The sequence below is a fragment of the Massilia timonae CCUG 45783 genome, from assembly GCF_000315425.1.
GTDB lineage: Bacteria > Pseudomonadota > Gammaproteobacteria > Burkholderiales > Burkholderiaceae_D > Telluria > Telluria timonae.
On sequence record NZ_JH992922.1, the window covers coordinates 1744899 to 1767115 of the forward strand.

Annotated in this window: 24 protein-coding genes; 14 read left to right on the plus strand and 10 right to left on the minus strand. The window is 66.2% G+C overall.

Translation table 11 applies throughout. The annotated features are described in order from the left end of the window. Positions 1-33 precede the first annotated feature (33 nt). The gene (locus HMPREF9710_RS07410; RefSeq protein WP_005665272.1) at positions 34-561 is read left to right on the plus strand and encodes a YggT family protein; all 528 of its coding nucleotides are present in this window, start codon (positions 34-36) and stop codon (positions 559-561) included. 85 nt (positions 562-646) lie between these two features. Here HMPREF9710_RS07410 and HMPREF9710_RS07415 read toward each other — a convergent pair whose 3' ends face one another. From HMPREF9710_RS07415 to HMPREF9710_RS07450, 8 genes are all read right to left on the minus strand, one after another. Further along, entirely contained in the window at positions 647-1588 is a 942-nt protein-coding gene (locus HMPREF9710_RS07415; RefSeq protein ID WP_005665274.1) for a carbohydrate kinase family protein, read from the minus strand. 10 nt (positions 1589-1598) lie between these two features. Continuing rightward, on the minus strand, positions 1599-2759 hold the full coding sequence (locus tag HMPREF9710_RS07420; protein WP_005665276.1) for a DUF3426 domain-containing protein: 1161 nt from the start codon (positions 2757-2759) through the stop codon (positions 1599-1601). 6 nt (positions 2760-2765) lie between these two features. Next, entirely contained in the window at positions 2766-3716 is a 951-nt protein-coding gene (gene prmA, locus HMPREF9710_RS07425) for a 50S ribosomal protein L11 methyltransferase (protein WP_005665279.1), read from the minus strand. After that, a complete protein-coding gene (accC, locus tag HMPREF9710_RS07430) occupies positions 3713-5113 on the minus strand; it encodes an acetyl-CoA carboxylase biotin carboxylase subunit (RefSeq protein ID WP_005665280.1) in 1401 nt (466 codons plus the stop codon). The genes prmA and accC overlap by 4 nt, the downstream gene beginning before the upstream one ends. Before the next feature lie 115 nt (positions 5114-5228). Then, a complete protein-coding gene (gene accB, locus HMPREF9710_RS07435) occupies positions 5229-5696 on the minus strand; it encodes an acetyl-CoA carboxylase biotin carboxyl carrier protein (RefSeq protein ID WP_005665282.1) in 468 nt (155 codons plus the stop codon). Positions 5697-5792: 96 nt separating this feature from the next. Further along, positions 5793-6224 carry a type II 3-dehydroquinate dehydratase gene (aroQ, locus tag HMPREF9710_RS07440; RefSeq protein ID WP_005665284.1) on the minus strand — a complete coding sequence of 144 codons (432 nt, stop codon included), beginning with the start codon at positions 6222-6224 and terminating at the stop codon, positions 5793-5795. Between the two features lie 131 nt (positions 6225-6355). Beyond that, positions 6356-6922: a TlpA family protein disulfide reductase gene (locus HMPREF9710_RS07445; protein WP_005665286.1), complete on the minus strand. Its 567-nt coding sequence runs from the start codon at positions 6920-6922 to the stop codon at positions 6356-6358. A 14-nt stretch (positions 6923-6936) separates the two neighbouring features. Continuing rightward, positions 6937-7563 carry a hypothetical protein gene (locus HMPREF9710_RS07450; protein WP_005665287.1) on the minus strand — a complete coding sequence of 209 codons (627 nt, stop codon included), beginning with the start codon at positions 7561-7563 and terminating at the stop codon, positions 6937-6939. Between the two features lie 86 nt (positions 7564-7649). On the opposite strand from HMPREF9710_RS07450, the gene mpl reads away from it, so the two are divergent. The 8 genes from mpl (at position 7650) to corA (ending at position 15921) form a co-directional block, all read left to right on the plus strand. Further along, positions 7650-9020 (plus strand): UDP-N-acetylmuramate:L-alanyl-gamma-D-glutamyl-meso-diaminopimelate ligase, encoded by a 1371-nt coding sequence (gene mpl / locus HMPREF9710_RS07455; protein WP_005665288.1) that lies wholly within the window; start codon positions 7650-7652, stop codon positions 9018-9020. Continuing rightward, positions 9017-9619, plus strand: coding sequence for a YqiA/YcfP family alpha/beta fold hydrolase (locus HMPREF9710_RS07460; RefSeq protein ID WP_005665289.1), 603 nt, complete (start codon positions 9017-9019; stop codon positions 9617-9619). Before mpl ends, HMPREF9710_RS07460 begins: the two co-directional genes overlap by 4 nt. Next, the gene (locus HMPREF9710_RS07465) at positions 9616-10206 is read left to right on the plus strand and encodes a chorismate--pyruvate lyase family protein (protein WP_005665290.1); all 591 of its coding nucleotides are present in this window, start codon (positions 9616-9618) and stop codon (positions 10204-10206) included. Before HMPREF9710_RS07460 ends, HMPREF9710_RS07465 begins: the two co-directional genes overlap by 4 nt. 1 nt (position 10207) lies before the next feature. Then, positions 10208-12250, plus strand: coding sequence for a ribonuclease catalytic domain-containing protein (locus tag HMPREF9710_RS07470; RefSeq protein ID WP_005665291.1), 2043 nt, complete (start codon positions 10208-10210; stop codon positions 12248-12250). 202 nt (positions 12251-12452) lie between these two features. After that, positions 12453-13310: a TonB C-terminal domain-containing protein gene (locus HMPREF9710_RS07475; RefSeq protein ID WP_005665292.1), complete on the plus strand. Its 858-nt coding sequence runs from the start codon at positions 12453-12455 to the stop codon at positions 13308-13310. Next, positions 13307-14134 (plus strand): shikimate dehydrogenase, encoded by an 828-nt coding sequence (gene aroE, locus HMPREF9710_RS07480; protein ID WP_005665293.1) that lies wholly within the window; start codon positions 13307-13309, stop codon positions 14132-14134. The genes HMPREF9710_RS07475 and aroE overlap by 4 nt, the downstream gene beginning before the upstream one ends. 2 nt (positions 14135-14136) lie before the next feature. Further along, the gene (gene mtgA / locus HMPREF9710_RS07485; RefSeq protein ID WP_005665294.1) at positions 14137-14853 is read left to right on the plus strand and encodes a monofunctional biosynthetic peptidoglycan transglycosylase; all 717 of its coding nucleotides are present in this window, start codon (positions 14137-14139) and stop codon (positions 14851-14853) included. Between the two features lie 102 nt (positions 14854-14955). Further along, a complete protein-coding gene (gene corA, locus HMPREF9710_RS07490) occupies positions 14956-15921 on the plus strand; it encodes a magnesium/cobalt transporter CorA (RefSeq protein ID WP_005665296.1) in 966 nt (321 codons plus the stop codon). A 57-nt stretch (positions 15922-15978) separates the two neighbouring features. On the opposite strand, the gene hemL is transcribed toward corA, so the two are convergent. Both hemL and thiD read right to left on the minus strand, forming a co-directional pair. Further along, the gene (hemL, locus tag HMPREF9710_RS07495) at positions 15979-17277 is read right to left on the minus strand and encodes a glutamate-1-semialdehyde 2,1-aminomutase (protein ID WP_005665299.1); all 1299 of its coding nucleotides are present in this window, start codon (positions 17275-17277) and stop codon (positions 15979-15981) included. A gap of 44 nt (positions 17278-17321) precedes the next feature. After that, entirely contained in the window at positions 17322-18131 is an 810-nt protein-coding gene (gene thiD, locus HMPREF9710_RS07500; RefSeq protein WP_005665301.1) for a bifunctional hydroxymethylpyrimidine kinase/phosphomethylpyrimidine kinase, read from the minus strand. Positions 18132-18229: 98 nt separating this feature from the next. Here thiD and HMPREF9710_RS07505 point away from each other — a divergent pair, with 98 nt between their 5' ends. From HMPREF9710_RS07505 to HMPREF9710_RS07525, 5 genes are all read left to right on the plus strand, one after another. Next, complete coding sequence (locus HMPREF9710_RS07505; RefSeq protein WP_040775196.1) at positions 18230-18382, plus strand: rubredoxin; 153 nt, start codon at positions 18230-18232, stop codon at positions 18380-18382. Between the two features lie 163 nt (positions 18383-18545). Further along, positions 18546-18941: a response regulator gene (locus tag HMPREF9710_RS07510; protein ID WP_005665305.1), complete on the plus strand. Its 396-nt coding sequence runs from the start codon at positions 18546-18548 to the stop codon at positions 18939-18941. A gap of 24 nt (positions 18942-18965) precedes the next feature. Beyond that, positions 18966-19352 (plus strand): response regulator, encoded by a 387-nt coding sequence (locus tag HMPREF9710_RS07515; RefSeq protein WP_005665307.1) that lies wholly within the window; start codon positions 18966-18968, stop codon positions 19350-19352. After that, positions 19349-19894 carry a chemotaxis protein CheW gene (locus tag HMPREF9710_RS07520; protein ID WP_005665309.1) on the plus strand — a complete coding sequence of 182 codons (546 nt, stop codon included), beginning with the start codon at positions 19349-19351 and terminating at the stop codon, positions 19892-19894. Before HMPREF9710_RS07515 ends, HMPREF9710_RS07520 begins: the two co-directional genes overlap by 4 nt. Positions 19895-19942: 48 nt before the next feature. Further along, entirely contained in the window at positions 19943-22216 is a 2274-nt protein-coding gene (locus HMPREF9710_RS07525) for a methyl-accepting chemotaxis protein (RefSeq protein WP_005665312.1), read from the plus strand. Position 22217: the final 1 nt, after the last annotated feature.

A 22217-nucleotide genomic window follows, 5' to 3' on the forward strand; every position in this document is an offset into this window, starting at 1 on the left:
GTTCGCACAGCGGTTTTTTTTTGAGGAGAGTCCGTGCTGTCCATTCTTCAGTTTATCGTCGATATCATCGCAGGCTTGGTGGGTGGAGTGCTGCTGCTGCGCTTCTGGACGAACGCCATCCGCGTGCGCTTGCCCGACCAGATCCGCCAGTTCGTGCACACCATCACCGACTGGCTGGTGATGCCGCTGCGGCGCGTGGTGCCGGGCACCCGGGGCTACGACTGGGCGAGCCTGATCGGCGCCTTCCTGGTGGTGCTGGTGGCCAGCACGCTCCTGCTGCTGCAGGGCGGCAGCGGCGAGATGGTGCTGCTGTATGCGCTGCACCGCTTCCTGAACTGGATCCTGTACGGCTTCATGGCGCTCCTGATCATCGAGGCGATCTTCAGCTGGGTGAACCCGAACGCGCCGCTGGCGCCGTTCGTGCACGCCCTGAACCAGCCGCTGCTGCGCCCGATCCGGCGCGTGGTCCCGCCGATCGGCGGCATCGACCTGTCGGTGCTGGTGGCGCTGGTGCTGATCCAGATCCTGCTGTTCCTGCTGAGGCAGGTGTTCGGCTTCTGAGCGCCGCCGCTGCGCTCCAGACGAGCTGGAAACAAAATGGCCTTGCATCGCAAGGCCATTTTTTATCCGGTGACGCCAGGCGTCATCAGCGGAAGGTGAAGCCGAAGGCGGCCTCGAACTGCTGGTCGAACTCTTGCGGCGTGAAGCTGTGGTTCTGGCCGCCCTGGGAGGCGATCTTGATCGCGCCCAGCAGGCTGGCGATGCGGCCGCTGGTCGGCCAGTCCAGGCCATTGGTGATCCCGAACAGCAGGCCGGCGCGGTAGGCGTCGCCGCAGCCGGTGGGGTCGACCACGTTCGCCGCCTGCACCGCCGGGATGCGATGGTGCTCGCCGCCGGCGTAGATGTCGGAACCTTCGGCGCCGCGCGTGATGATCAGCGCATCCAGGCGCGCCGCGATGTCGGCCTGGCTCAAGCCGGTGCGGTCCATCACCATCTCGAATTCGTAGTCGTTGCACGCCAGGTAGCTGGCCTGGCCGATGAAGGTGATCAGCTCGTCGCCCGAGAACATCGGCAGCTGCTGGCCCGGATCGAACATGAACGGCACCTTCAGCTCGGCGCAGTCGCGCGCATGCTTGATCATGCCGTCGCGGCCGTCCGGCGAAATGATCGCCACCGCCAGCGGGCCCTGGTCGGCCACGTTGTTCTCGTGCGAGAACTGCATGGCGCCCGGGTGGAAGGCGTTGATCTGGTTGTTGTCCTCGTCGGCGGTGACGAAGCATTGCGCGGTGTACGCGTCGGCGATGGTGCGGATGCCGCGCGTCTGCAGTCCTTGCGCTTCCATGCGCTTGAGGTAGTCGCCGCCGTCCTGGCCCAGGGTGCCCATGATCAGCGGTTCGCCGCCCAGCAGCTTGAGGTTGTAGGCGATATTGGCCGAGCAGCCGCCGTACTCGGTGCGCAGGGTCGGCACCAGGAACGACACGTTCACGCGGTGCAGCTGGTCGGCCAGCAGGGTGTCGCCGAAGCGGCCGTGGTATTGCATGATCTTGTCGAATGCGAGCGAGCCGCAGATCAGGGCGGTTTTGGTCATGGTTCAGCCTTCAGGGGTAGAAAACGGCAATGTGGTAGCCGGAAGGTTCGAGTCCTTCCAGCCTGAAATGGATCTTGACCGGCTGCTCGGCGCGCGCGCCGAAGCCGGCGAAGTTGTCGGCGGAAGCGTTGGCCATCCGGGGCGCGTAGTCGCGCGGACCGAACACGCGCCGCACCAGCGGCTTGTCGTCGCCATCGTTCAGGGTCAGCTCGATGCTGGGCCAGGCCAGCGCCAGGTCGCCGCCGTTGCGCAGCACGGTGTTCAAGGTATAGGCGTTGCCGCCCAGGGTGATCAATTCTCCGGTCTCGATCACCAGCGCGTCGGGCCGCGCCGGCAGGCCGACCTGGCAGCCGAACAGCGCGCAGGTCGAGACCAGGGCCGGACGCAGCGCCGGGTAGCGCGCCGCCAATACGTCGCGGAAGCTCACCATGGCCTGCAGGACGAGCGCCAGCAGCAGCAGGATGCTGCCGGCGACCATCGCGATGCGCACGGCCTTGCTCGACTGCTCGCGCTGGCGGCCGCGGCGTACGAACTCGGGTTCGTCGATCTCGGGCACGCGCAGCTTGGGCGTCTCTTCGATCCGGGTCGGGGTCAGCTTGGAACGACGCGAACGGGCGTCGGCGGCGCGTGCGCGCGGCGATCTGGATGGCGGCGGCGCTGCGGGCGAGACGATCGGCGGCGAGCCGCCGGCCGATTCGCGCAGCAGCAGCGGCGGGGCGTCGGGCGCCGGCTGGCGCGCGGCGGGTTCGGGTTCGGATTCGGGGGCGGCTTCGTGCTGGTCGAGACCGTCGTCCGGCGGCGGGGCGGCTACGATCTCTTCATCGACCGGTAGCTCGGCCACGGCGGCATCCGTGTCTGGTTCGACCGTGGCTTGATCGTCGTTCGTGGCATGCGGCAGGATCCCGAACGGGGACAGCGCACGGTCGAATTCGAGCGTGTAGATCGGTTGTTCGGTGTCGTCGGTCGCGGGAACGCCTGGCGTGATGGCCGGTTCGGCGACTGGCGGAGAAGGAGGGGAAGACGGCGGGGCGTTCAGGTCGACCAGCCCCGCATTGCCGTCGAAGACTTGCTGGCAGGCGCCGCAGCGCACGATGCCCCCACGCAGCTTGAGCTGGTCCGCGGCGACGCGGAACAGCGTGCCGCAGTGGGGGCATTGGGTGGCGAGCGCCATGCCTGCCTAGCCCTTGGTGCGGGGCGGCGGCGCGCTGTCCTGGCCGAGCGTCCCGTGAAGGGCGACCCAGCCGTCCTGCTCGGCCCAGACGCCCAGCTTGATGAAAGGTGCGTAGGCGGCGGCGACTTCTTCGGCCTGGCGCGCGAGCACGCCCGACAGGATCAGGTTGCCGCCGTCGGCCACGCGGCCGGCCAGCATCGGCGCCATCAGCTTCAGTGGGCTCGACAGGATGTTGGCCACCACGATGTCGAACTTGCCGCCCGCATGACGCTCGTTGCCGGACGCGGCGAAGGTGTCGGGCAGGTAGTAGTCGATCTCGACGCCGTTGCGCTCGGCGTTGGCGCGCGCCGACTCGATCGCCTGCGGATCGATGTCGACACCGGCGACGTCTTGCGCGCCCAGCTTCTTGGCCACCATCGCCAGGATGCCCGAGCCGCAACCGTAGTCCAGCACCGACTTGCCCGGCGCCGGATGGGCTTCCAGCCACTCCATGCACAGGCGGGTGGTCGGATGGCTGCCGGTGCCGAAGGCCAGGCCCGGATCGAGTTCGAGGATCAGGCCGGACGGATCGGGCGCTTCGTGCCAGCTCGGCACGACCCAGATGTTCTTGCCGATGTGGATGGGCTCGAACTGCGATTGCGTCAGGCGCACCCAGTCGGCGTCTTCGACCTTGCGGGTGGTGAAGGCCGGCACGACGGCCAGCTTGACCGCCTGCGCCGCCTCGGTGACGATTGCGAGTTGATCGGCATCGGTGTCGGTCAGGGCCACGACGCGGCTGTGGTCCCAGGCGGCCTGGGTCGGCTCCATGCCCGGCTCGCCGAACAGGGGTTTTTCGTCCTCGGTGCCTTCGTCGGCGTCCTCGACGGACACCGACAGCGCGCCGGCTTCCATCAGGGCGTCGGACAGCGCTTCCGCGTGGTCGCGGGCGATCTCGATGACGACTTCAGTCCAGCTCATTCTTGTACCTTGGCTTCCGATTTGGCGCCGAGCGCCGTTTCCTTCGGCAGGTCGGGCTTGGCGGCCAGTTTCTGCTCCAGGTAGTGGATATTGGTGCCGCCCTCGATGAAACGGGCGTCGACCATCAGTTCGCGATGCAGCGGAATATTGGTGAGGATACCTTCGACCACCATTTCGGAGAGCGCGATTTGCATGCGGCGGATCGCTTGCTCACGGGTCGCACCGTACGAAATTACCTTGCCGATCATCGAGTCGTAGTGAGGTGGCACATAGTATCCCGCATACGAGTGCGAATCGACACGGATGCCGGGGCCTCCCGGCGGGTGCCAGCCGGTGATGCGGCCTGGCGACGGGGTGAACTTGAACGGATCCTCGGCATTGATGCGGCACTCGATCGAGTGACCCGACAGCATGATGTCGCGCTGGCGGAAACGCAGCTTCTCGCCGCAGGCGATGCGGATCTGCTCCTGCACGATGTCGATCCCGGTGATCATCTCGGTGACCGGGTGCTCGACCTGGACCCGGGTGTTCATCTCGATGAAGTAGAACTCGCCGTTCTCGTACAGGAATTCGAAGGTGCCGGCGCCGCGGTAGCCGATCTTGCGGCAGGCTTCGGCGCAGCGGTCGCCGATCTTCTCGATGAGTTTACGCGGAATGCCCGGCGCCGGCGCTTCCTCGATCACCTTCTGGTGGCGGCGCTGCATCGAGCAGTCGCGTTCGCCCAGCCAGACGGCGTTCTTGTGTTCGTCGGCCAGGATCTGGATCTCCACGTGGCGCGGATTCTCCAGATACTTCTCCATATAGACTTCCGGATTGCCGAAGGCGGTGCCGGCTTCGGTCTTGGTCATCTGCACGGCATTGAGCAGCGCGGCTTCGGTATGCACCACGCGCATGCCGCGGCCACCGCCGCCGCCGGCGGCCTTGATGATGACCGGGTAGCCGATGCGGCGCGCGGTCTGCACGATTTCCTTCGGATCGTCCGGCAGGGCGCCGTCCGAACCCGGCACGCACGGCACGCCGGCGCGGATCATCGCCTGTTTGGCCGAGACCTTGTCGCCCATCAGGCGGATCGAGTCGGAACGCGGGCCGATGAAGACGAAGCCGGATTTTTCGACGCGCTCGGCGAAGTCGGCGTTCTCGGACAGGAAGCCATAGCCCGGGTGGATCGCTTCGGCGTCGGTCACTTCGGCCGCGCTGATGATCGCGGGCATGTTCAGGTAGCTGAGGGTCGATTGCGCCGGCCCGATGCAGACCGATTCGTCCGCCAGTTTCACGTACTTGGCGTCCTTGTCGGCCTCGGAGTGGACGACGACCGTCTTGATGCCCAGCTCGCGGCAGGCGCGCTGGATACGCAGCGCGATTTCACCACGGTTGGCGATGAGGATTTTTTCAAACATGGTAGGTCCGGTATTCAGTGAAAACCGGCGCGGCTGAGAGAACAGGCGGCGCCGGACACGTCATGGGTGAGCCGGCGGCGCGCGTCGTGGGCGCGGGCCGGCTTGGAGAAGCAGATCAGCCGATCACGAACAGTGGCTGGCCGAATTCGACCGGCTGGCCGTTTTCAACGAGAATCTTGGTGATGGTGCCGGAGACGTCGGCATCGATTTCGTTCAGGAGCTTCATCGCTTCGATGATGCACAGGGTATCGCCTTCCTTGATGCTCTGGCCGACTTCGACGAAGGCGGCGGCGCCAGGCGCGGACGAGCGGTAGAAGGTGCCGACCATCGGCGACTTGACCACGTGGCCGGTCGGTTCGGCGGCGACGGCCGGCGCGGCTGCCGGCGCAGGCGCGGCAGCAGGGGCAGTGGCGGGCGCCGAGTATTGCTGCACGCCTTGGTGCGGCAGCATGACCATCTGGTTCTGCGGGATTGCGGACGACTTGACGATGCGAACCTTGCTTTCGCCTTCGGTCACTTCCAGTTCGGCGATGTCCGATTCAGCGACCAGGTCGATCAAAGTCTTGAGTTTTCGTAGATCCATGTGAAACCCCTTGGAATTATTCGTTTTAGAGAGCAGGCCGCAGCGTCGGAAATGGGTCGCGCGGCCGCTGTTACATGAAGTTGACGTAGATTAACGCTATTTAAGTGCGAAGTCGATGGCAAACCGATATCCGTCCGCCCCCAGTCCGCAGATCACGCCGCGCGCGATTCCAGACAAATAAGAGTGGTGCCGGAAGGACTCGCGTTGGTGGATATTCGAAATATGCACCTCCACGAAGGGAATGGCCACCGAGGCGAACGCATCGCGCAGGGCTACGCTGGTATGGGTCAGGCCGCCAGGGTTGATGACGATGAAATCCACGCCTTCGCTACGCGCGGCATGGATGCGGTCGATCAACGCTCCCTCATGGTTACTCTGGAAATATTCCAGCGCCGCGCCGGCCTGGCTGGCCTGTGCGACTGCAGCTTGTTCGATGTCGGCCAGGGTGGTCGTGCCGTACACCGCCGGTTCCCGCGTCCCCAATAGATTGAGGTTGGGGCCGTTCAGCAGCAGTAGCTTTTTCGCCATGGTGAGAGTCTGGTTGCCCGAAAGTCAGGCATTGTGCCGCCTAGCTCAGCTATTGGCAAGCAGTAAAATTGCCAGTCGATAGGAGAAGTTGGCGGCATTATCAATCGTACGATCGTTCGTAATTTTCCGGATCAGGAGTCGAGTTTGGCGAGGTCGGCGCGCAATTCATCGAACTTCAGTTCGCCCAGATAAGTCTTGATCACTTGCCCATCGGCGCCGATCAGCACGGTATACGGCAAGCCGCCATTCGTATTGCCGAATCCGCGCGACAGTTCGGTGCCGCCCATGCCGCCGACGTACAGCGGATAGGTGACGTTCATTTTTGCGGCGAACTCGCTCATATTGGTGGGCGAATCGATGCCGATGCCGATCACGTTGAAGCGCTTGCCGCCGTCCTCGCTCGCCAGGTGCGCCAGTTCGGGCATCTCGCGCACGCAGGGACCGCACCAGGTGGCCCAGAAATTGACCAGCAAGGGCTTGCCCTTCCATTGGGCCAGCGGCTGCGGCTTGCCTTCGAGGTCGTTGAGCGACTGTGCATACAGGCTGGTGACGGGATTGGTGACCTGGCCGTCGCGGGCGACGGTGGTCGGCGCAGGCAGCACGCTTTGCGCCGGTTTCTTGTAGACCGCCACCAGGGCGCCCATCACGCCGAACAGCGCGGCGACTGCCGCGTAGGCGGCCAGATGTTTCTTGTTCATTCGTCAGCTTCCACTCAGTTTCCGTTTTGCTCGCCAGCGGCGATCAGTGCGCGCAGGCCGGCCATGTCGATGCGCTGCGCCCGACCGTCGGCGCGCGGCTTGAGCGCGCCGCGCAGGTCCTGGTATTCATACAGTTCGGCATGCACCGTCTCCTTCATCCACGGGAAGGACACGGTCTCGACCGGGGCATGGCGGCCCCCCTTGAAATGCGGGGTTTCCGAGATATCGATATTAACATTACGGTTGAGCAAGTAGATTTCCACCTCCTTGGCGCTGTCGGCGAACAGCTGGAGGTGGATGTCGTCGTGCGCGCCCGCGGTGCCGTTGAGGACGGCGCCGGTGAGATAGGGATTGAAGTCGGCCAGCGCTTCCATCACCTGCAGCGCGGTCGCGCGCAGGTGGGCCAGGCGCTCGGTGTGGGCAGCGCCACCGAACAGGGCCAGGTACTTGCGCACCTCGTCCTCGATTTGGCCGTCGTCGGGCAGCATATTCGGTTTCAAAGGGGTGACGCCCAGCACCTGGCGGGCGGCCTTGCGGCGGGCGGTATCGAGATCGGCGCCGTCCTGCGCGACCAGGCGCGCAGCCAGCAGGGCGATCTCGTTACGCAACTGGAGGAGATCGGTGTTCAGATTCGGCATCATGCCTGGGATCATACTCTTGAACGGAAAATGACAGCGGCTCGGGTAGAATCGCGTATTCGTCCATTCATTCCTGGCTAGAATTTTCCATGCACATTCATATCCTCGGCATCTGCGGCACCTTCATGGGCGGCCTGGCCGTCCTGGCCAAGGAGGCGGGCCACCGCGTGACCGGTTGCGACGCCAACGTCTATCCTCCGATGAGCACCCAGCTGGAAGCCCAGGGGATCGAACTGATCCAGGGCTATGGCCCGGAACAGGTGGCGCTGAACCCCGACCTGTATGTGATCGGGAATGTCATGACGCGCGGCAATCCGCTGATCGAAGAGATCCTGAACCGCGGCCTGCCCTACGTCTCGGGCCCGCAGTGGATCGGTGAACATATTCTGCGCGAAAAATGGGTGCTGGCCGTGGCCGGCACGCACGGCAAGACCACGACCACCTCGATGCTGGCCTGGATCCTGGAAGACGCGGGTTACGCGCCGGGCTTCCTGATCGGCGGCGTGCCGATGAATTTCGGCGTGTCGGCGCGCCTGCATGGCGACAAGCCAAGCGACTTCTTCGTGATCGAGGCCGACGAATACGACACCGCCTTCTTCGACAAGCGCAGCAAGTTCGTGCACTACCATGCCAAGACCGCGGTGCTGAACAACCTGGAATACGACCACGCCGACATCTTCCCCGACATCGGCGCCATCGAGACCCAGTTCCACCACCTGGTGCGCACCGTGCCGGGCGTGGGCCGGTTGGTCGTGAATGGCGATGAAGCGTCGCTCGGCCGCGTGCTCAAACGCGGCTGCTGGAGCGACAAGGAAAGCTTCGGTTCGGCCGACGGCGTCGACTGGGCCATGGTCGAGCATCCGGGCGGCGCCAGTTTCGACGTCCTGTTCAAGGGAGAATTTCAGGGCACCGTGGGTTGGGACCTGACCGGCAAGCACAACCGCTCGAACGCGCTGGCCGCGATCGCCGCCGCGCGCCACGTCGGCGTGCCGACCGCCCAGGCGATCGAGTCGCTGGCGCGTTTCCAGAACGTCAAGCGGCGCATGGAAGTGCGCGGCGTCGTCAACGATATTACGGTGTACGACGATTTCGCCCACCATCCGACGGCGATCGCCACGACGGTCGGCGGCCTGCGCCAGAAGCTGGGAACGGGCGGCCGCATCCTGGCCGTGCTCGAGCCGCGTTCGAACACGATGAAGCTGGGCGCCATGAAAGATGCGCTGCCGGGCAGCCTGAAGGATGCCGACCTGGTGTTCGGCTTCGGCAGCCAGCAGGCGCTGGGCTGGTCGCTGGCCGACGCCTTGACACCGCTGGGCAAGATCGCGCACAGCTTCGACCAGATCGACTATATGGTGCAGGCCATCGTGCAGCAAGCGCAGCCGGGCGACCACATCCTCGTGATGAGCAATGGCGGCTTTGGCGGCGTGCACCAGAAACTGCTGGACGCGCTGGCGCCATGACGGCCAATCCCTATCTGTTGTATCTGCACGGCTTTCGCTCCTCGCCGCGTTCGTTCAAGGCGCGCGTGGTGCAGGAAAGGCTCGCGCAGGCCGGCATGCAGGAGCGCCTGATCTGCCCGCAGCTGCCGGCTTCGCCGAAGGCGGCGATGGATCTTGCACTGGAACTGGCCGAGCGCCACGCGCCTCACGACCTCGCCATCGTCGGCTCTTCGCTGGGCGGCTTTTATGCATGCTGGCTGGCCGAGCGCCTGGGCGTGCGCGCGGTCGTCATCAATCCTGCGGTCGACCCGACGCGCAACCTGGAAAAGCATGTTGGCGTGACCACCGCCTGGCACTCCGACGAGCCGTTCGAATTCCGCCAGGAGTACATCGGCGAGCTGCAGGCGCTGCGCGTGGCGAATATCACCCGTCCGGAGCGTTACTTCCTGCTGGCCGCGACCGGCGACGAAGTGCTGGACTACCGCGACATGGTGGCCCACTATGCGGGAGCGCGCCAGCACGTGATCGAGGGCAGCGACCATGCGATCCCGGAGTTCCCGCAGTATGTGGACGAGGTGCTGGCGTTTTGCGGTTTTGCGCCGGTGGACGCGGCGCAGTGAGGGGCAAATCGTTACGCCTGGCTGCATGGCAGCCGCATGCGCGCGCAGTGCGCGCGCCGGAAGGCATGCACGACTGGCTGGTCACGCCAGGTTCGCTGACGGCGCGCCTGGTGTCCAGAAGCGCCGCGTTCCGGGTGCGCCGCCTGCACCAGCGCAGCGCCACCTGCCTGGCGGACGAGGCGCAGGTGATCGGCCTGGCGCATCCACAGCGGGCCTGGGAACGCGAAGTGCTGCTGGAGTGCGACGGCGCGCCGGTGGTGTTCGCCCACACGGTGGTGCCGATGGATTGCGATGCCACCGACTGGCCGCTGTTCTCGGCGCTGGGCGAGCGCTCGCTGGGCACGACCTTGTTCTACGATCCGCTGGTGCGGCGTGGGCAACTGGAATTCGCGCGCCTGTCTGCCGACCATCCGCTGGTGCGCCGCGCGCACGCGGCGCTCGGCAGGCAAGGCGGCGCCGACACGACTATTTATTACGCGCGGCGCTGCGTCTATCGCCGCCGTCAAGGCCTGCTCCTGGTCACCGAGGTATTCTTGCCCGCGGTATTGGACCTGGGAGCGGCTGCAACCATGAAGAACATTACTTAATATGAACGTATTTTTCGAGGAATCGGGCGACTTCAAGGTCGGCGCCATCCTGTCGCAAGCGGGCGAGGCCTACCAGGTGGAGATGCCGAGCGGTAAGCGCACCAAGGTCAAGACGCGCGACGTGCTGCTGCAGTTCGACAAGCCCGAGCCCCAAGCCTTGCTGGATGCGGCCAAGGCGATCGTTCTTGATGTCGATCTCGACTTCCTGTGGGAAGTCGCGGGACAGGAAGAATTCGGTTTCGCCGAGCTGGGCGCCGAATATTTCGGCCACGCGCCGCTGCCGCACGAAGCCGCCGGCCTGGTGCTGGCCCTGCATGGCTCCCCCATCTATTTCTACAAGAAGGGCCGTGGCCGCTACAAGGCGGCGCCGGAACAGTCGCTCAAGGCCGCGCTGGCCGGCATCGAAAAGAAAAAGCAGCAGGCGATCGTCCAGGCCGGCTATGTGGAAGAGCTGAAGGCGGGCAAGCTGCCGCAATCGATGCAACAGATCGTGCACCAGCTGCTGTTCAAGCCCGACAAGAACACCATCGAATACAAGGCCTTCGAGACGGCGGCCAGCGAACTGCAGACCAGCGCGCCGCGCCTGATGCTGGACGTCGGCGGCCTGGCTTCGCCGAAAGAGCTGCACATGGGCCGCTTCCTGTTCGAGCACTTCCCGCGCGGCGCCGGTTTCGCGCCGGTGGACATTCCGAAGGCGCCGGGCGACCTGCCGCTGGCCAATGTTGCCGCCTTCTCGATCGACGACGTCACCACCACCGAGATCGACGACGCCTTCTCGGTCGTGCGCCTGGATGACGGCAGCGTGCAGGTCGGCATCCACATCGCCGCGCCGGGCCTGGGCATCCGCCCGGACGACGCGATCGACAAGATCGCGCGCGCGCGCATGTCGACCGTGTATATGCCGGGTGACAAGATCACCATGCTGCCGGACGAGGTGGTCAACGCCTTCACCCTCGCGGAAGGCAACGATTGCCCGGCCTTGTCGCTGTACGCCGTGCTCGATCCGAGCGACTGGAGCCTCAAGTCGACCACGACCCGCGCCGAGCGCGTGCCGATCAAGAACAACCTGCGCCACAACGACCTCGATCACGTGGTCAACGAAGAGACGCTCGAGAGCGGCGCGGGCGACTATCCGCACAAGGACGAACTGGGCCTGCTGTGGAAGTGGGCGCTGCAGCTGGAAGCGGGCCGCATGAAGAAGCGCGAAGCCTTCGGCCTCAAGCCGGAACAGGCGAACCGGGTCGACTTCAATTTCTACGTCGAGGACGACGTGGTCTCGATCGTGCGCCGCAAGCGCGGCGCGCCGCTGGACAAGATCGTGGCCGAGCTGATGATCTTCGCCAACAGCACCTGGGGCAAGCTGCTGCACGACTCGGGCGTGCCGGGCATCTATCGCTCGCAGACGCCGGGCGCCGGCGGCTGGGCCGCCAAGATGCAGGTGCGCATGGTCACGCACGCGGCCCCGCACCAGGGCCTGGGCGTGGACCAGTATGCCTGGAGCACCTCGCCGCTGCGCCGTTACACCGACCTGGTCAACCAGTGGCAGATCCTGGCCGCCGCCGAGCACGGCGTGACGGCGCCGCTGGTGGCCCCCTTTAAACACCGCGATGCGACCCTGTTTTCCATCGTCTCGGCATTCGATGCGGCCTATTCGGCGTATAACGACTTCCAGCAGAACATGGAGCGCTACTGGTGCCTGCGCTGGCTGGGGCAGGAGAACGTGAAGCAGGCCGAGGCCGTCGTGCTCAAGGACGAACTGGTGCGCCTGGTCGACGTGCCGCTGGTGGTGCGCCTGACCGGCATGCCCCAGGTGGCGCGCGGCGCCCAGGTGAAACTCGACATCGTGCGCTGGGACGAGATCGACCTGCAGCTCGAAGCGCGCCTGCTCGAGGTGGCGTCGGCCGAACCGGACGCGTCGCTCGACTACGAGGAAGAAGCGGACACCGGCGAAGCGGCGGTGGCCGAAGTGGTCGAGGCCGAAGGCGCGGTGGCGGCGGTCGATACCGGCGATGCGCCGCAGCCGGCGCCGGCGTCGGCGCAATAACAGGTGGAATGATATGCGGACCGTGGTGGACGGTTGCACCGTTCACCACACCTGTTATCGAAGCAACCACGTTCCGCATCGTCCGCATTGTTCGGCCTCCCTCATCCGTTCGCGCCGGGTTAGAATGGATCAATTCTCTGATTCAATTGCCCCACCAGGCCACCCGTAGCGCGTGAAGTCCTTTCTCCAACACCGTCCCCTGATGATCGCCCTGGCCGTATCGGTGGCAGCCCACGCGGGCCTGCTGGCGCTGCGCTTCGCCGCGCCAGAGGCGTTTCGCCACCAGCCGGCCGATCCCGGACTGGAAGTGGTGCTGGTCAATGCCAGGCACGACCGGGCGCCAGCCAGGGCCGACGCGCTGGCCCAGGCCAACCTGGACGGTGGCGGGACGGCGGAGGCGGGCCGCGCCAAGTCGCCGCTGCCCGACCTGCGCAAGGTCGAGGACGGCGACAGCATCAAGGCCCTGCAGCGCCGCATCGCCGAACTCGAGCGCCTGCAGCAGAACGTGCTGACGCGCGCGCGCAGCGGCGGCAATTTCACCGCCCCGCCGGTGACCGAGCGCGACAAGCCCGATCCGACCCGCACGGGTAGCGACAACATCGACACCGCGCGCGCCATTTCGCGCACCAGCGCCGAGATCTTCGAGCGCATCGAGGAAGAAAACCGCCGCCCCAAGCGCACGCAAATCACGCCCAGCACGCGCCAGGTCGGCTACGCGCTGTACTACAAGGCGATGCAAAAGCGCATCGAGGAAGTCGGCACGCTGAATTTCCCGCAGCAGGCCGGCCGCAAGCTGTATGGCGATCTGGTGGTCTACATCCCCGTGTTCCAGGACGGCACCCTGTACCTGGGCGATGGCGGCCCGCGCGTCGAACGCAGCTCGGGCAATCCGGCCCTCGACAAGGCGGCGCTCGAGATCGTGCGCCGCTCGGCCCCGTTCGGCGCCTTCCCGGCCAATATGCGCACCCAGGGCAAGGACGACCTGTGGGAAGTGTTCACCCGTTTCCGTTTCACCCGTGAGGACAAGATGCAGGCAACCCTTGGAGAAGCCGCCAAATGAGCCGCCCTGTGACCGATAAATATTGCGTCATCGGCAATCCGATCGCCCACAGCAAATCCCCGCAGATCCACGCCGCCTACGCGCAGCAGACCGGCCAGGAACTGACGTATGAGCGCTGCCTGGCGCCGCTGGACGGCTTCGAGGCCACCGTGCGGCGCCTGGTCGCCGAAGGTTATCGGGGCGCCAACGTCACCGTGCCGTTCAAGCTCGACGCGGCGCGGCTGGCGACCCGGCTGGCGCCGCGCGCCCAGGCGGCGGGCGCCGTGAACACCCTGATCTTCGAACACGGCGAGATCGTCGGCGACAACACCGACGGCCCCGGCCTGGTGGCCGACATCGTGCGCAATGCCGGCGTGTCGCTGGCCGATAAACGCATCCTGCTACTGGGCGCCGGCGGCGCCGCGCGCGGCGCGCTGCTGCCGCTCCTGACGGAAAACCCGCGCCAGATCGTGATTGCCAACCGCACCCTGGCGACCGCCGAACGGCTGGCAGGCGACTTCGCGGCGCACGCGGACCGGCTGGCGGTGAGCGGTTTCGCCGACGTGGAAGGCGGCTTCGATGTCGTCATCAACGCCACCTCGGCCAGCCTGGCGGCCGACGTGCCGCCGGTGCCGCCATCGGTATTTGGCCCCGGCGTGCTGGCGCTGGACATGATGTACGGGAAGGAGCCGACCGTGTTCATGGCATTCGCCGCGCGCCATGGCGCGACCGTGCGTGACGGCCTGGGCATGCTGGTCGAGCAGGCGGCCGAGGCCTTCCTGCTGTGGCGCGGCGTGCGGCCGGAGACGAACGCCGTGCTGGCCGCGATGCGCCAGGCAGGCTGACCATGGCCAAGTCGCGCAAGGCCGCGCCGACCGGGCGCCGCTGGATCAAGTGGATCTTCCTGGCCCCGTTGCTGCTGGTGCTGCTGGTCCAGCTGTATTTCTTCGCCATGGTGTGCTGGTATTCCCAGTTCAATCCCGGCTCGACCAGCTTCATGCGTGAACAGCTGTCCCAGCTGCGCGAAAAGAATCCGGACGCGACCCTCAAGCACCAGTGGGTGCCGTACGAACGCATCTCGCGCAACCTGAAGCGCGCGGTGGTGGCCTCGGAAGACGCCAACTTCAGCGTGCATGGCGGCGTGGACTGGGAAGCGATCGAACGCGCCTACGAGCGCAACCAGCGGCGCAGCAAGGTGGTCGGCGGCGGCTCGACCATCACCCAGCAACTGGCCAAGAACCTGTTCCTGTCCGGCTCGCGCAGCATGTTCCGCAAGGGCCAGGAGCTGGTGATTGCCTATATGCTGGAAACGGTGATGAGCAAGGAGCGCATCCTCGAGCTCTACCTGAACGTGGTCGAATTCGGGCGCGGCGTGTTCGGCGCCGAGGCGGCGGCGCGCTACTACTACAAGACGTCGGCTGCCAATCTGAGCCCGGCCCAGGCCGCCCGGCTGGCGGTGATGCTGCCCAATCCGCGCTATTACGACAAGCACCGCTCGACCAGTTACCTGCAGCGGCGCACCAACGCCATCCTGCGCCAGATGCGCTTCGCCGAGGTGCCTTGACGCGAAATGTCGTTACTGAGTTGGCTCAGTGCACGGCGAGCGGTTACACTTGCGCTAATTTTTCTCCCCCCGGCCAGAAAATAGCGAACGAGACCCCAGCGCATGATCAACGTATTTGTCCTACAGAATGGCCGCCTGAACCAGGCAACGATCGCTTCCCGGGAAGACCTGGAGAACGTCGCGCCGGTGTGGGTCGACCTGACCGACCCGGACGAGGAAGAGCGCACCTGGGTCAAGGCCAGGTATGGCGTGACCCTGCCGGGCGAGGACGAAGTCCAGGACATCGAAGCCTCGGCGCGCTACTACGAGGCCGAAAACGGCGACCTGCACCTGCGCACCGACTTCCTGCTCGAGGAAGAAGACGGCCCGTCGCGGGTGGTGACGGTGGCCTTCATCCTGTCCGGCAAAATCCTGTTCTCGGTCCATAACGACGACCTGCCCGTGTTCCGCCTGGTGCGCATGCGCGCGCGTTCGCGGCCCGGCTCGATCGAAGACTATATGGACGTGCTGCTCGACCTGTACGCGACCGACGCCGAATATTCGGCCGACGCGCTGGAAGGCATCTACGAAAGCCTCGAAGAAGTCTCGACCCGCGTGCTGCAGAAGGAATTCACCGACCAGGACGCGGCCGCCGCGCTGAACGCCATCGCCCACGAGGAAGACTTGAACGGCCGCATCCGCCGCAACATGATGGATACCCGGCGCGCGGTCAGCTTCCTGATGCGCGGCCGGCTGCTCAACTCCGACCAGTTCGAGGAAGCGCGCCAGATCCTGCGCGACATCGAGTCGCTCGACGGCCACACGTCCTTCCTGTTCGACAAGGTGAACTTCCTGATGGACGCCACCGTCGGCTTCATCAACATCAACCAGAACAAGATCATCAAGATCTTCTCGGTGGCCTCGGTCGCCTTCCTGCCGCCGACCCTGATCGCCAGCCTGTACGGCATGAACTTCGCCCTGATGCCGGAACTGAACTGGCGCTTCGGCTATCCGTTCGCGATCGCCCTGATGGCGGCCAGCGCGGTGGCGCCGCTGCTGTACTTCCGCCGGCGCGGCTGGTTGAAGTAATCCGGCAATGAAAAACGGCGCACCTCGGTGCGCCGTGTTGTTTTGCGTCGAGCGTGCTTAGCCGATGCGCTTGAACACGCGCCGCGCAGCCTCGATCGTGGCGTCGATCACGGCGTCGTCGTGCTGGATCGACACGAAGCCCGCTTCGAACATGGCCGGCGCGAAGTACACGCCTTCTTCGAGCATGCCGTGGAAGAAGCGGTTGAAGCGCTCCTTGTCGCCCGCCATCATCTCGCTGTAGCTGGACGGGACGTCCTTCGAGAAGTAAAAGCCGAACATGCCGCCCACCGAGTCGCCGCAGAAATCGATGCCGGCTTCCTGCGCGGCCGCGGTGAGGCCCGTCACCAGGCGGTCGGCCGTCGCCGTCAGCTGCTCGTAGAAGCCTTCTTCCTGGATCAGCTTCAGGGTGGTCATGCCGGCCGCCACCGCCACCGGGTTGCCCGACAGCGTGCCGGCCTGGTACACCGGACCGATCGGGGCCATCTTCTGCATCAGGTCCGCGCGCCCGCCGAAGGCCGCCACCGGCATGCCGCCGCCGATCACCTTGCCCAGCGCGGTCAGGTCGGGGGTGATGCCGTACATGCCCTGGGCGCCTTCGAGGCCCACGCGGAAGCCGCACATCACCTCGTCGAAGATCAGCACCGCGCCATGCTCGGTGCACAGTTCGCGCATGCGCTGCAGGAATTCCGGGGTGGCGCGGATCAGGTTCATATTGCCGGCCACCGGCTCCACGATCACGCAGGCGATGGTGTCGCCCATCGAGGCGAAGGCGTCTTCCAGTTGCGGGACATTGTTGTAGTCGAGCACCAGGGTGTGCTTGACGAAGTCTTCCGGCACGCCGGCCGAGGTCGGGTTGCCGAAGGTCAGCAGGCCGCTGCCGGCCTTCACCAGCAGCGAATCGGCGTGGCCGTGGTAGCAGCCTTCGAACTTGACGATCTTGTCGCGGCCGGTGGCGCCGCGCGCCAGGCGCAGCGCGCTCATGGTGGCCTCGGTGCCGGACGAGACCAGGCGCACCTGTTCGATCGACGGCAGCAGGCGGCAGATTTCCTCGGCGATCTCGATCTCGCCTTCTGTCGGCGCGCCGAAAGATAGACCGTTAGCAGCAGCGGCCTGCACCGCCTTGACCACTTCGGACCTGGCGTGGCCGAGGATGGCCGGGCCCCAGGAGCCGATGTAGTCGATGTAGCGCTTGCCGTCGGCGTCCCAGAAATACGGGCCCTGGGCGCGCTCGATGAAGCGCGGGGTGCCGCCCACCGAGCGGAAGGCGCGCACCGGAGAATTGACGCCGCCAGGGGTCGATTGCTGGGCGCGGGCGAACAGGATGTCGTTGCGCGAGGTGGATTGTTCAGTGGTCATGATGGCTGCTTCGTGATTGAAAAGAACCCGTCCGCGCAGCGGGGCTAGGGACGGAAGAATTTACTGGGAATGAACTTGCCCATGCCGAAGCGCTGCGCATGCTCGAGCGCGCCGGTGGTGTATTCCTGAGCCAGGGCCAGCGCCTGCGGCGCGTCCATGCCGCGCGCCAGGCAGGCGGTGAAGGCCGCCGAATAGGTGTTGCCGGCGCCCAGGAAGGGGCCGGGCAGGTGCTGCCAGTCGACCCGCGCGACTTCGCCGCCGGCGTCGTACAGGCGGTTCGAGAAGCCGCCGTGTTCGTCGCGGCTGCCGGTCACCAGCACGTAGTGCAGGCCGCTCGAGGTAAGCTCGGCCACGTCTTCTTCGAGGTCGCCGTCCTTGCGCTCGGCGCCATCGCGCCACAGCTCGGCCATGCGGCCCAGTTCGGACTGGGACAGGATCAGGGCGGTGGCCTGCGGCGCCAGGATCGAGCGCAGCGCGGACAGCATTTCCTCGTCGCCCAGGCCGGCGTCGGGCAGGGCCGACAGGAAGGGGTCGAGGACCAGCGGCGCGTCCGGGTAGTCGGACACGATCTCGGCGATCGCGGCCAGGTGCAGGGCCGAGCCGACGGCGCCGACCTTGAAGGCGGCGATCGGCATGTCTTCCAGCAAGGTGCGCGCCTGCTCGGCCATCCAGTCGCTGTCGAGCTCGTACATATTCTCGATGCGGGCACTGTCCGCGACCAGCAAGCCGGCGATGGCCGATAGCCCGTGGCATCCGAGGGCGGCGAACGCGGCGCAATCCGCCTGCACGCCGATGGCGCCGACGGGATCGCAGACGCCGAAGCTCAGGATGAGGGGGAACGTTTGGTTTTGCACGTCGGGTAGATTAAGATGCCGGATTCCGATTCCACATTTTACTAGATACAAGGACCAATACTGTGAGTACCGAATCCACCGCGCCTTTCCAGACCTGGATGTGCCTGATTTGTGGCTGGGTCTATGACGAGGCTGTCGGTGCACCCGACGATGGCATCGCTCCCGGCACGCGCTGGGCCGACGTACCGATGAACTGGACTTGCCCGGAGTGCGGCGCGCGCAAGGACGACTTCGAGATGACGGCAATCTGAAGCAATAATCATGCAATAAAGATCACAATGTGATCAGCTTGCTAATGGCATCTCGTCCACTCCCGGGATGCCATATCAGGGAGTAGTTGACTCCCTGCAACACTTTGCGCACAAGAAAGATGCGCTGTGCTATCGTGGCGCTTCAAGCCGAAGTGAAACGAAAATGACGACATCGCCGCAATCCACGGCCCTGACCATCATGGTAATCGACGACAGCAGCACGATCCGCCGCTCCGCCGAGATTTTCCTGAACCAGGCCGGTTACCAGGTGGTGTTGGCCGATGACGGCTTCGACGCCCTGGCCAAGATCAACGACCATCATCCGGCGCTGGTGTTCTGCGACATTCTGATGCCGCGCCTGGACGGTTACCAGACCTGCGCCCTGATCAAGAAGAGCGCGCGCTTTCGCGCGACGCCGGTGCTGATGCTGTCGTCCAAGGATGGCCTGTTCGACCGCGCGCGCGGCGCGATGGTCGGCGCCAGCGCCTATCTCACCAAACCCTTTACCAAAGACAGCCTGCTGGCGGCCGTGCGCGAGCACGCCATGCCCCAGGACTGACATCCATACGAGCCGGAGCCGTAAGTGGCCATCAACAAGATCCTCATCGTCGACGATTCCCCGACCGAACGCCTGTACCTGACCGACATCCTGGTGAAGAACGGCTTTGCCGTCAGCACCGCCGTGAATGGCGACGAAGCGATCGAGCGCATCCGCGCCGAGCGCCCCGAACTGATCCTCATGGACGTGGTCATGCCGGGCAGTAACGGCTTCCAGGTGACGCGCGCCATCGCGCGCGATCCGGAGCTGGCGGCGCTGCCGGTCATCATCTGCAGCAGCAAGAACCAGGAAACCGACCGCATCTGGGGCATGCGCCAGGGCGCCAGGGACTACCTGGTCAAACCGGTCGATCCCGAGCGCCTGCTGGCCAGCATCGCGGCCGTGGCGACCGCCGGCGGCGTGAGCGCATGACCAGCGCGGCGGGCGACGGCAAGGAGCGTGAAGAGAGCGGCCGGCGCGATCCCGCGGCGCGCCGTACCCGCCTGCGCCTGTACCAGGAGCAGCTGCTGGAAAAGATGCAGGCGGCCCGCACCGGCGCCGGCGGCAATGCCGGCCAGCTGGGCCTGGCGATCGGGGCCACGCGCTACCTGGTCGACCTGCTCGAGGTCGGCGAGATCGTCTCCCCCGCGCCCCTGACCGTCGTTCCGCTGACCCAGCCCTGGTACCTGGGCCTGGCCAATGTGCGCGGCAGCCTGCTGGGCGTGATCGACCTGGCGCGCTACCTGGGCGAGGAAGCATCGCCCGATGGCCCCGCGACGCCGCGCCTGGTGGTGTTCGCACCGCATCTCGGCTTCAACTGCGCCTTGCTGGCCTCGAACGTCCACGGACTGCGCCAGGCCGGCGCGATGGAGCGCGTGGGCGACGTCCTGCGCGACGCCGACGGCAACACATGGACGCCGCTGTCGCTGGCGGAGCTGGTGCGGGAAGAGCGTTTCCTGCGCGTCGCAGGCTAACTTGCACGCTAACAACAACCACACTCACAGCAGGAACAGGGAGCAGCAATGGGATTCGCTTCGAAACTGACCACGAACTTCTTCGCGAAGGGCGACGCCGCCCTGGCGCCGGCGCCGGCCGGCGAATCCCCTTCGGCGTCGCATCCGGATGCGGGCGGTTCGGCCGCCGCGGCCGCGCGCCGGCTCGGGGGCTTTCGCAGCCGCAGCGCGAGCGAGGCGATGGCGGCGGAAAGCGCCGACGACCTGCGCGCCGTCCCGATCGGCGCGCAGTTCCAGCCCAGCCGCCTGAACCTGCTGCTCGGCGCCTTCGTGGGCGGCGTGCTGCTGACCATGCTGGCGGCCTGGCAGAATTCGGCGTTTGACGCCCGCCTGGCCGGCCAGAGCCAGGTGACCGGCGACGCCGTGATGCACTCCCAGCGTTTCGCCAAGGCCGCGCCGATCGCGCTGCGCGGCGACGCCGCCGCCTTCGACCAGCTCGAAGACAGCCGCGCCCAGCTGGGCCGCGAACTGGACCTGCTGGCGCGCGGCGGCCAGTCGCCGACCGGGCGCATCCCGGCCGCCAGCGGAGCGCGCGCGCAAGAACTGCAAAAGGCGATCGTGCTGTGGAACGCCTCGTCCAGGGCGGCCGCCAGCATCATCGCCAACAAGCGCAACCTGCTGGCCTTCGGCGTCAGCCTGCGCCAGTATGAAGAAGTGGGGCCGGAGCTGACCGCGATCGCCGAGCGCCTGCAAAAGGACGCGTCGAGCGACGCCCGGCGCCAGGTGGCGGCGCTGAGCATGCAGTCGCTGGCCCAGCGCCTGTCGGCCGGCACCCAGACCTTCACCACCCCGGGTTCGGCCCAGAACGCGGTGACCTACATCATGGGCGACATCGAGTCGCTGAGCGCGATCATCGACGGCCTGCTCGATGGCGGCGGCAAGCTGGGCCTGGCGCCGCTGACCGACCTCGAACAGCGCATGCGCCTGGCGCGCACCCGCGACAGCTTCGACGAGTACGTCAAGACCATCACCCCGCTACTGGGCAACCTGACCAACTACGCCAGCGCGCGCGCCGCCGAGCGCGTGATCTCGCGCGACAGCGAACAGCTGCGCGTCATGCTGGCGGAGCTGCACCACGACTACCAGCGCGACCAGGCCGGCGCCAGCGGCTGGTTCTGGCTGACGGTCGCCGCCGCCCTGTTCACCCTGGTCGCGGCGCTGGGCATCTCGCGCACCATGCTGCAGGACGCCGCCGCCCGTGCGCGCGCCGCCGAGGAACGCCGCCGCGAAGCGGAAACGATGCGCCAGCTGGCCCAGGCCAAGGAAGAAGAAGCCAAGGCCACCAACGACCAGAACCAGGCCGCGATCCTGCGCCTGATGAACGAGCTGCAAGAGGTGGCGGACGGCGACCTGACGGTGCAGGCCACGGTGTCGGAAGACATCACCGGCGCGATCGCCGACTCGGTCAACTACACGGTCGAGGAATTGCGCGAGCTGGTGGTGCGCGTCATCAAGACCTCGGAACAGGTGGCGCGCGCCTCGAACGGCGCGCAGCAGGTCTCGACCGAGCTCCTGGGCGCGGCCGAGCGGCAGTCGCGCGAGATCCAGGACGCGTCCAGCACCACCATGCGCCTGGCCGGCCTGATCACCGACGTGTCGCGCTCGGCCCTGGAATCGGCCGACGTGGCGCGCCAGTCGGTGGCGGCGGCGGAGCAGGGCGCGACCGCGGTGCAGAACGCGATTCGCGGCATGCAGGAGATCCGCGAGCAGATCCAGGAAACCTCGAAGCGCATCAAGCGCCTGGGCGAATCGTCGCAGGAGATCGGCGAGATCACCGAGCTGATCTCGGACATTACCGAGCAGACCAACGTGCTGGCGCTGAACGCCGCGATCCAGGCCGCATCGGCCGGCGAGGCCGGTCGCGGCTTCTCGGTGGTGGCGGAAGAGGTGCAGCGCCTGGCGGAACGCTCGGGCGAGGCGGCCAAGCAGATCGGCGCGCTGGTGCGCACCATCCAGACCGACACCCACGACGCGGTGGCGGCCATGGAAAAATCGACCCAGGGCGTGGTCGAGGGCGCGCGCCTGTCGGACGCCGCCGGCGCCGCGCTGTCGGACATCTCGCGCGTGTCGAACCGCCTCGGTGAACTGATCGGGGACATGTCGCACGCCACCGACCGCCAGGCTACCCAAGCCACCGGCGTGGCCGACAAGATGCAGGAGATCCTGTCGGTGACCGAACATGCCCAGCAGGGCACGCGCCAGACCGCACAGTCGATTCATGAACTGGCCACCCTGGCCCAGGAGCTCAAGGATTCGGTGTCGCGCTTCCGCGTGGTATCCTGAG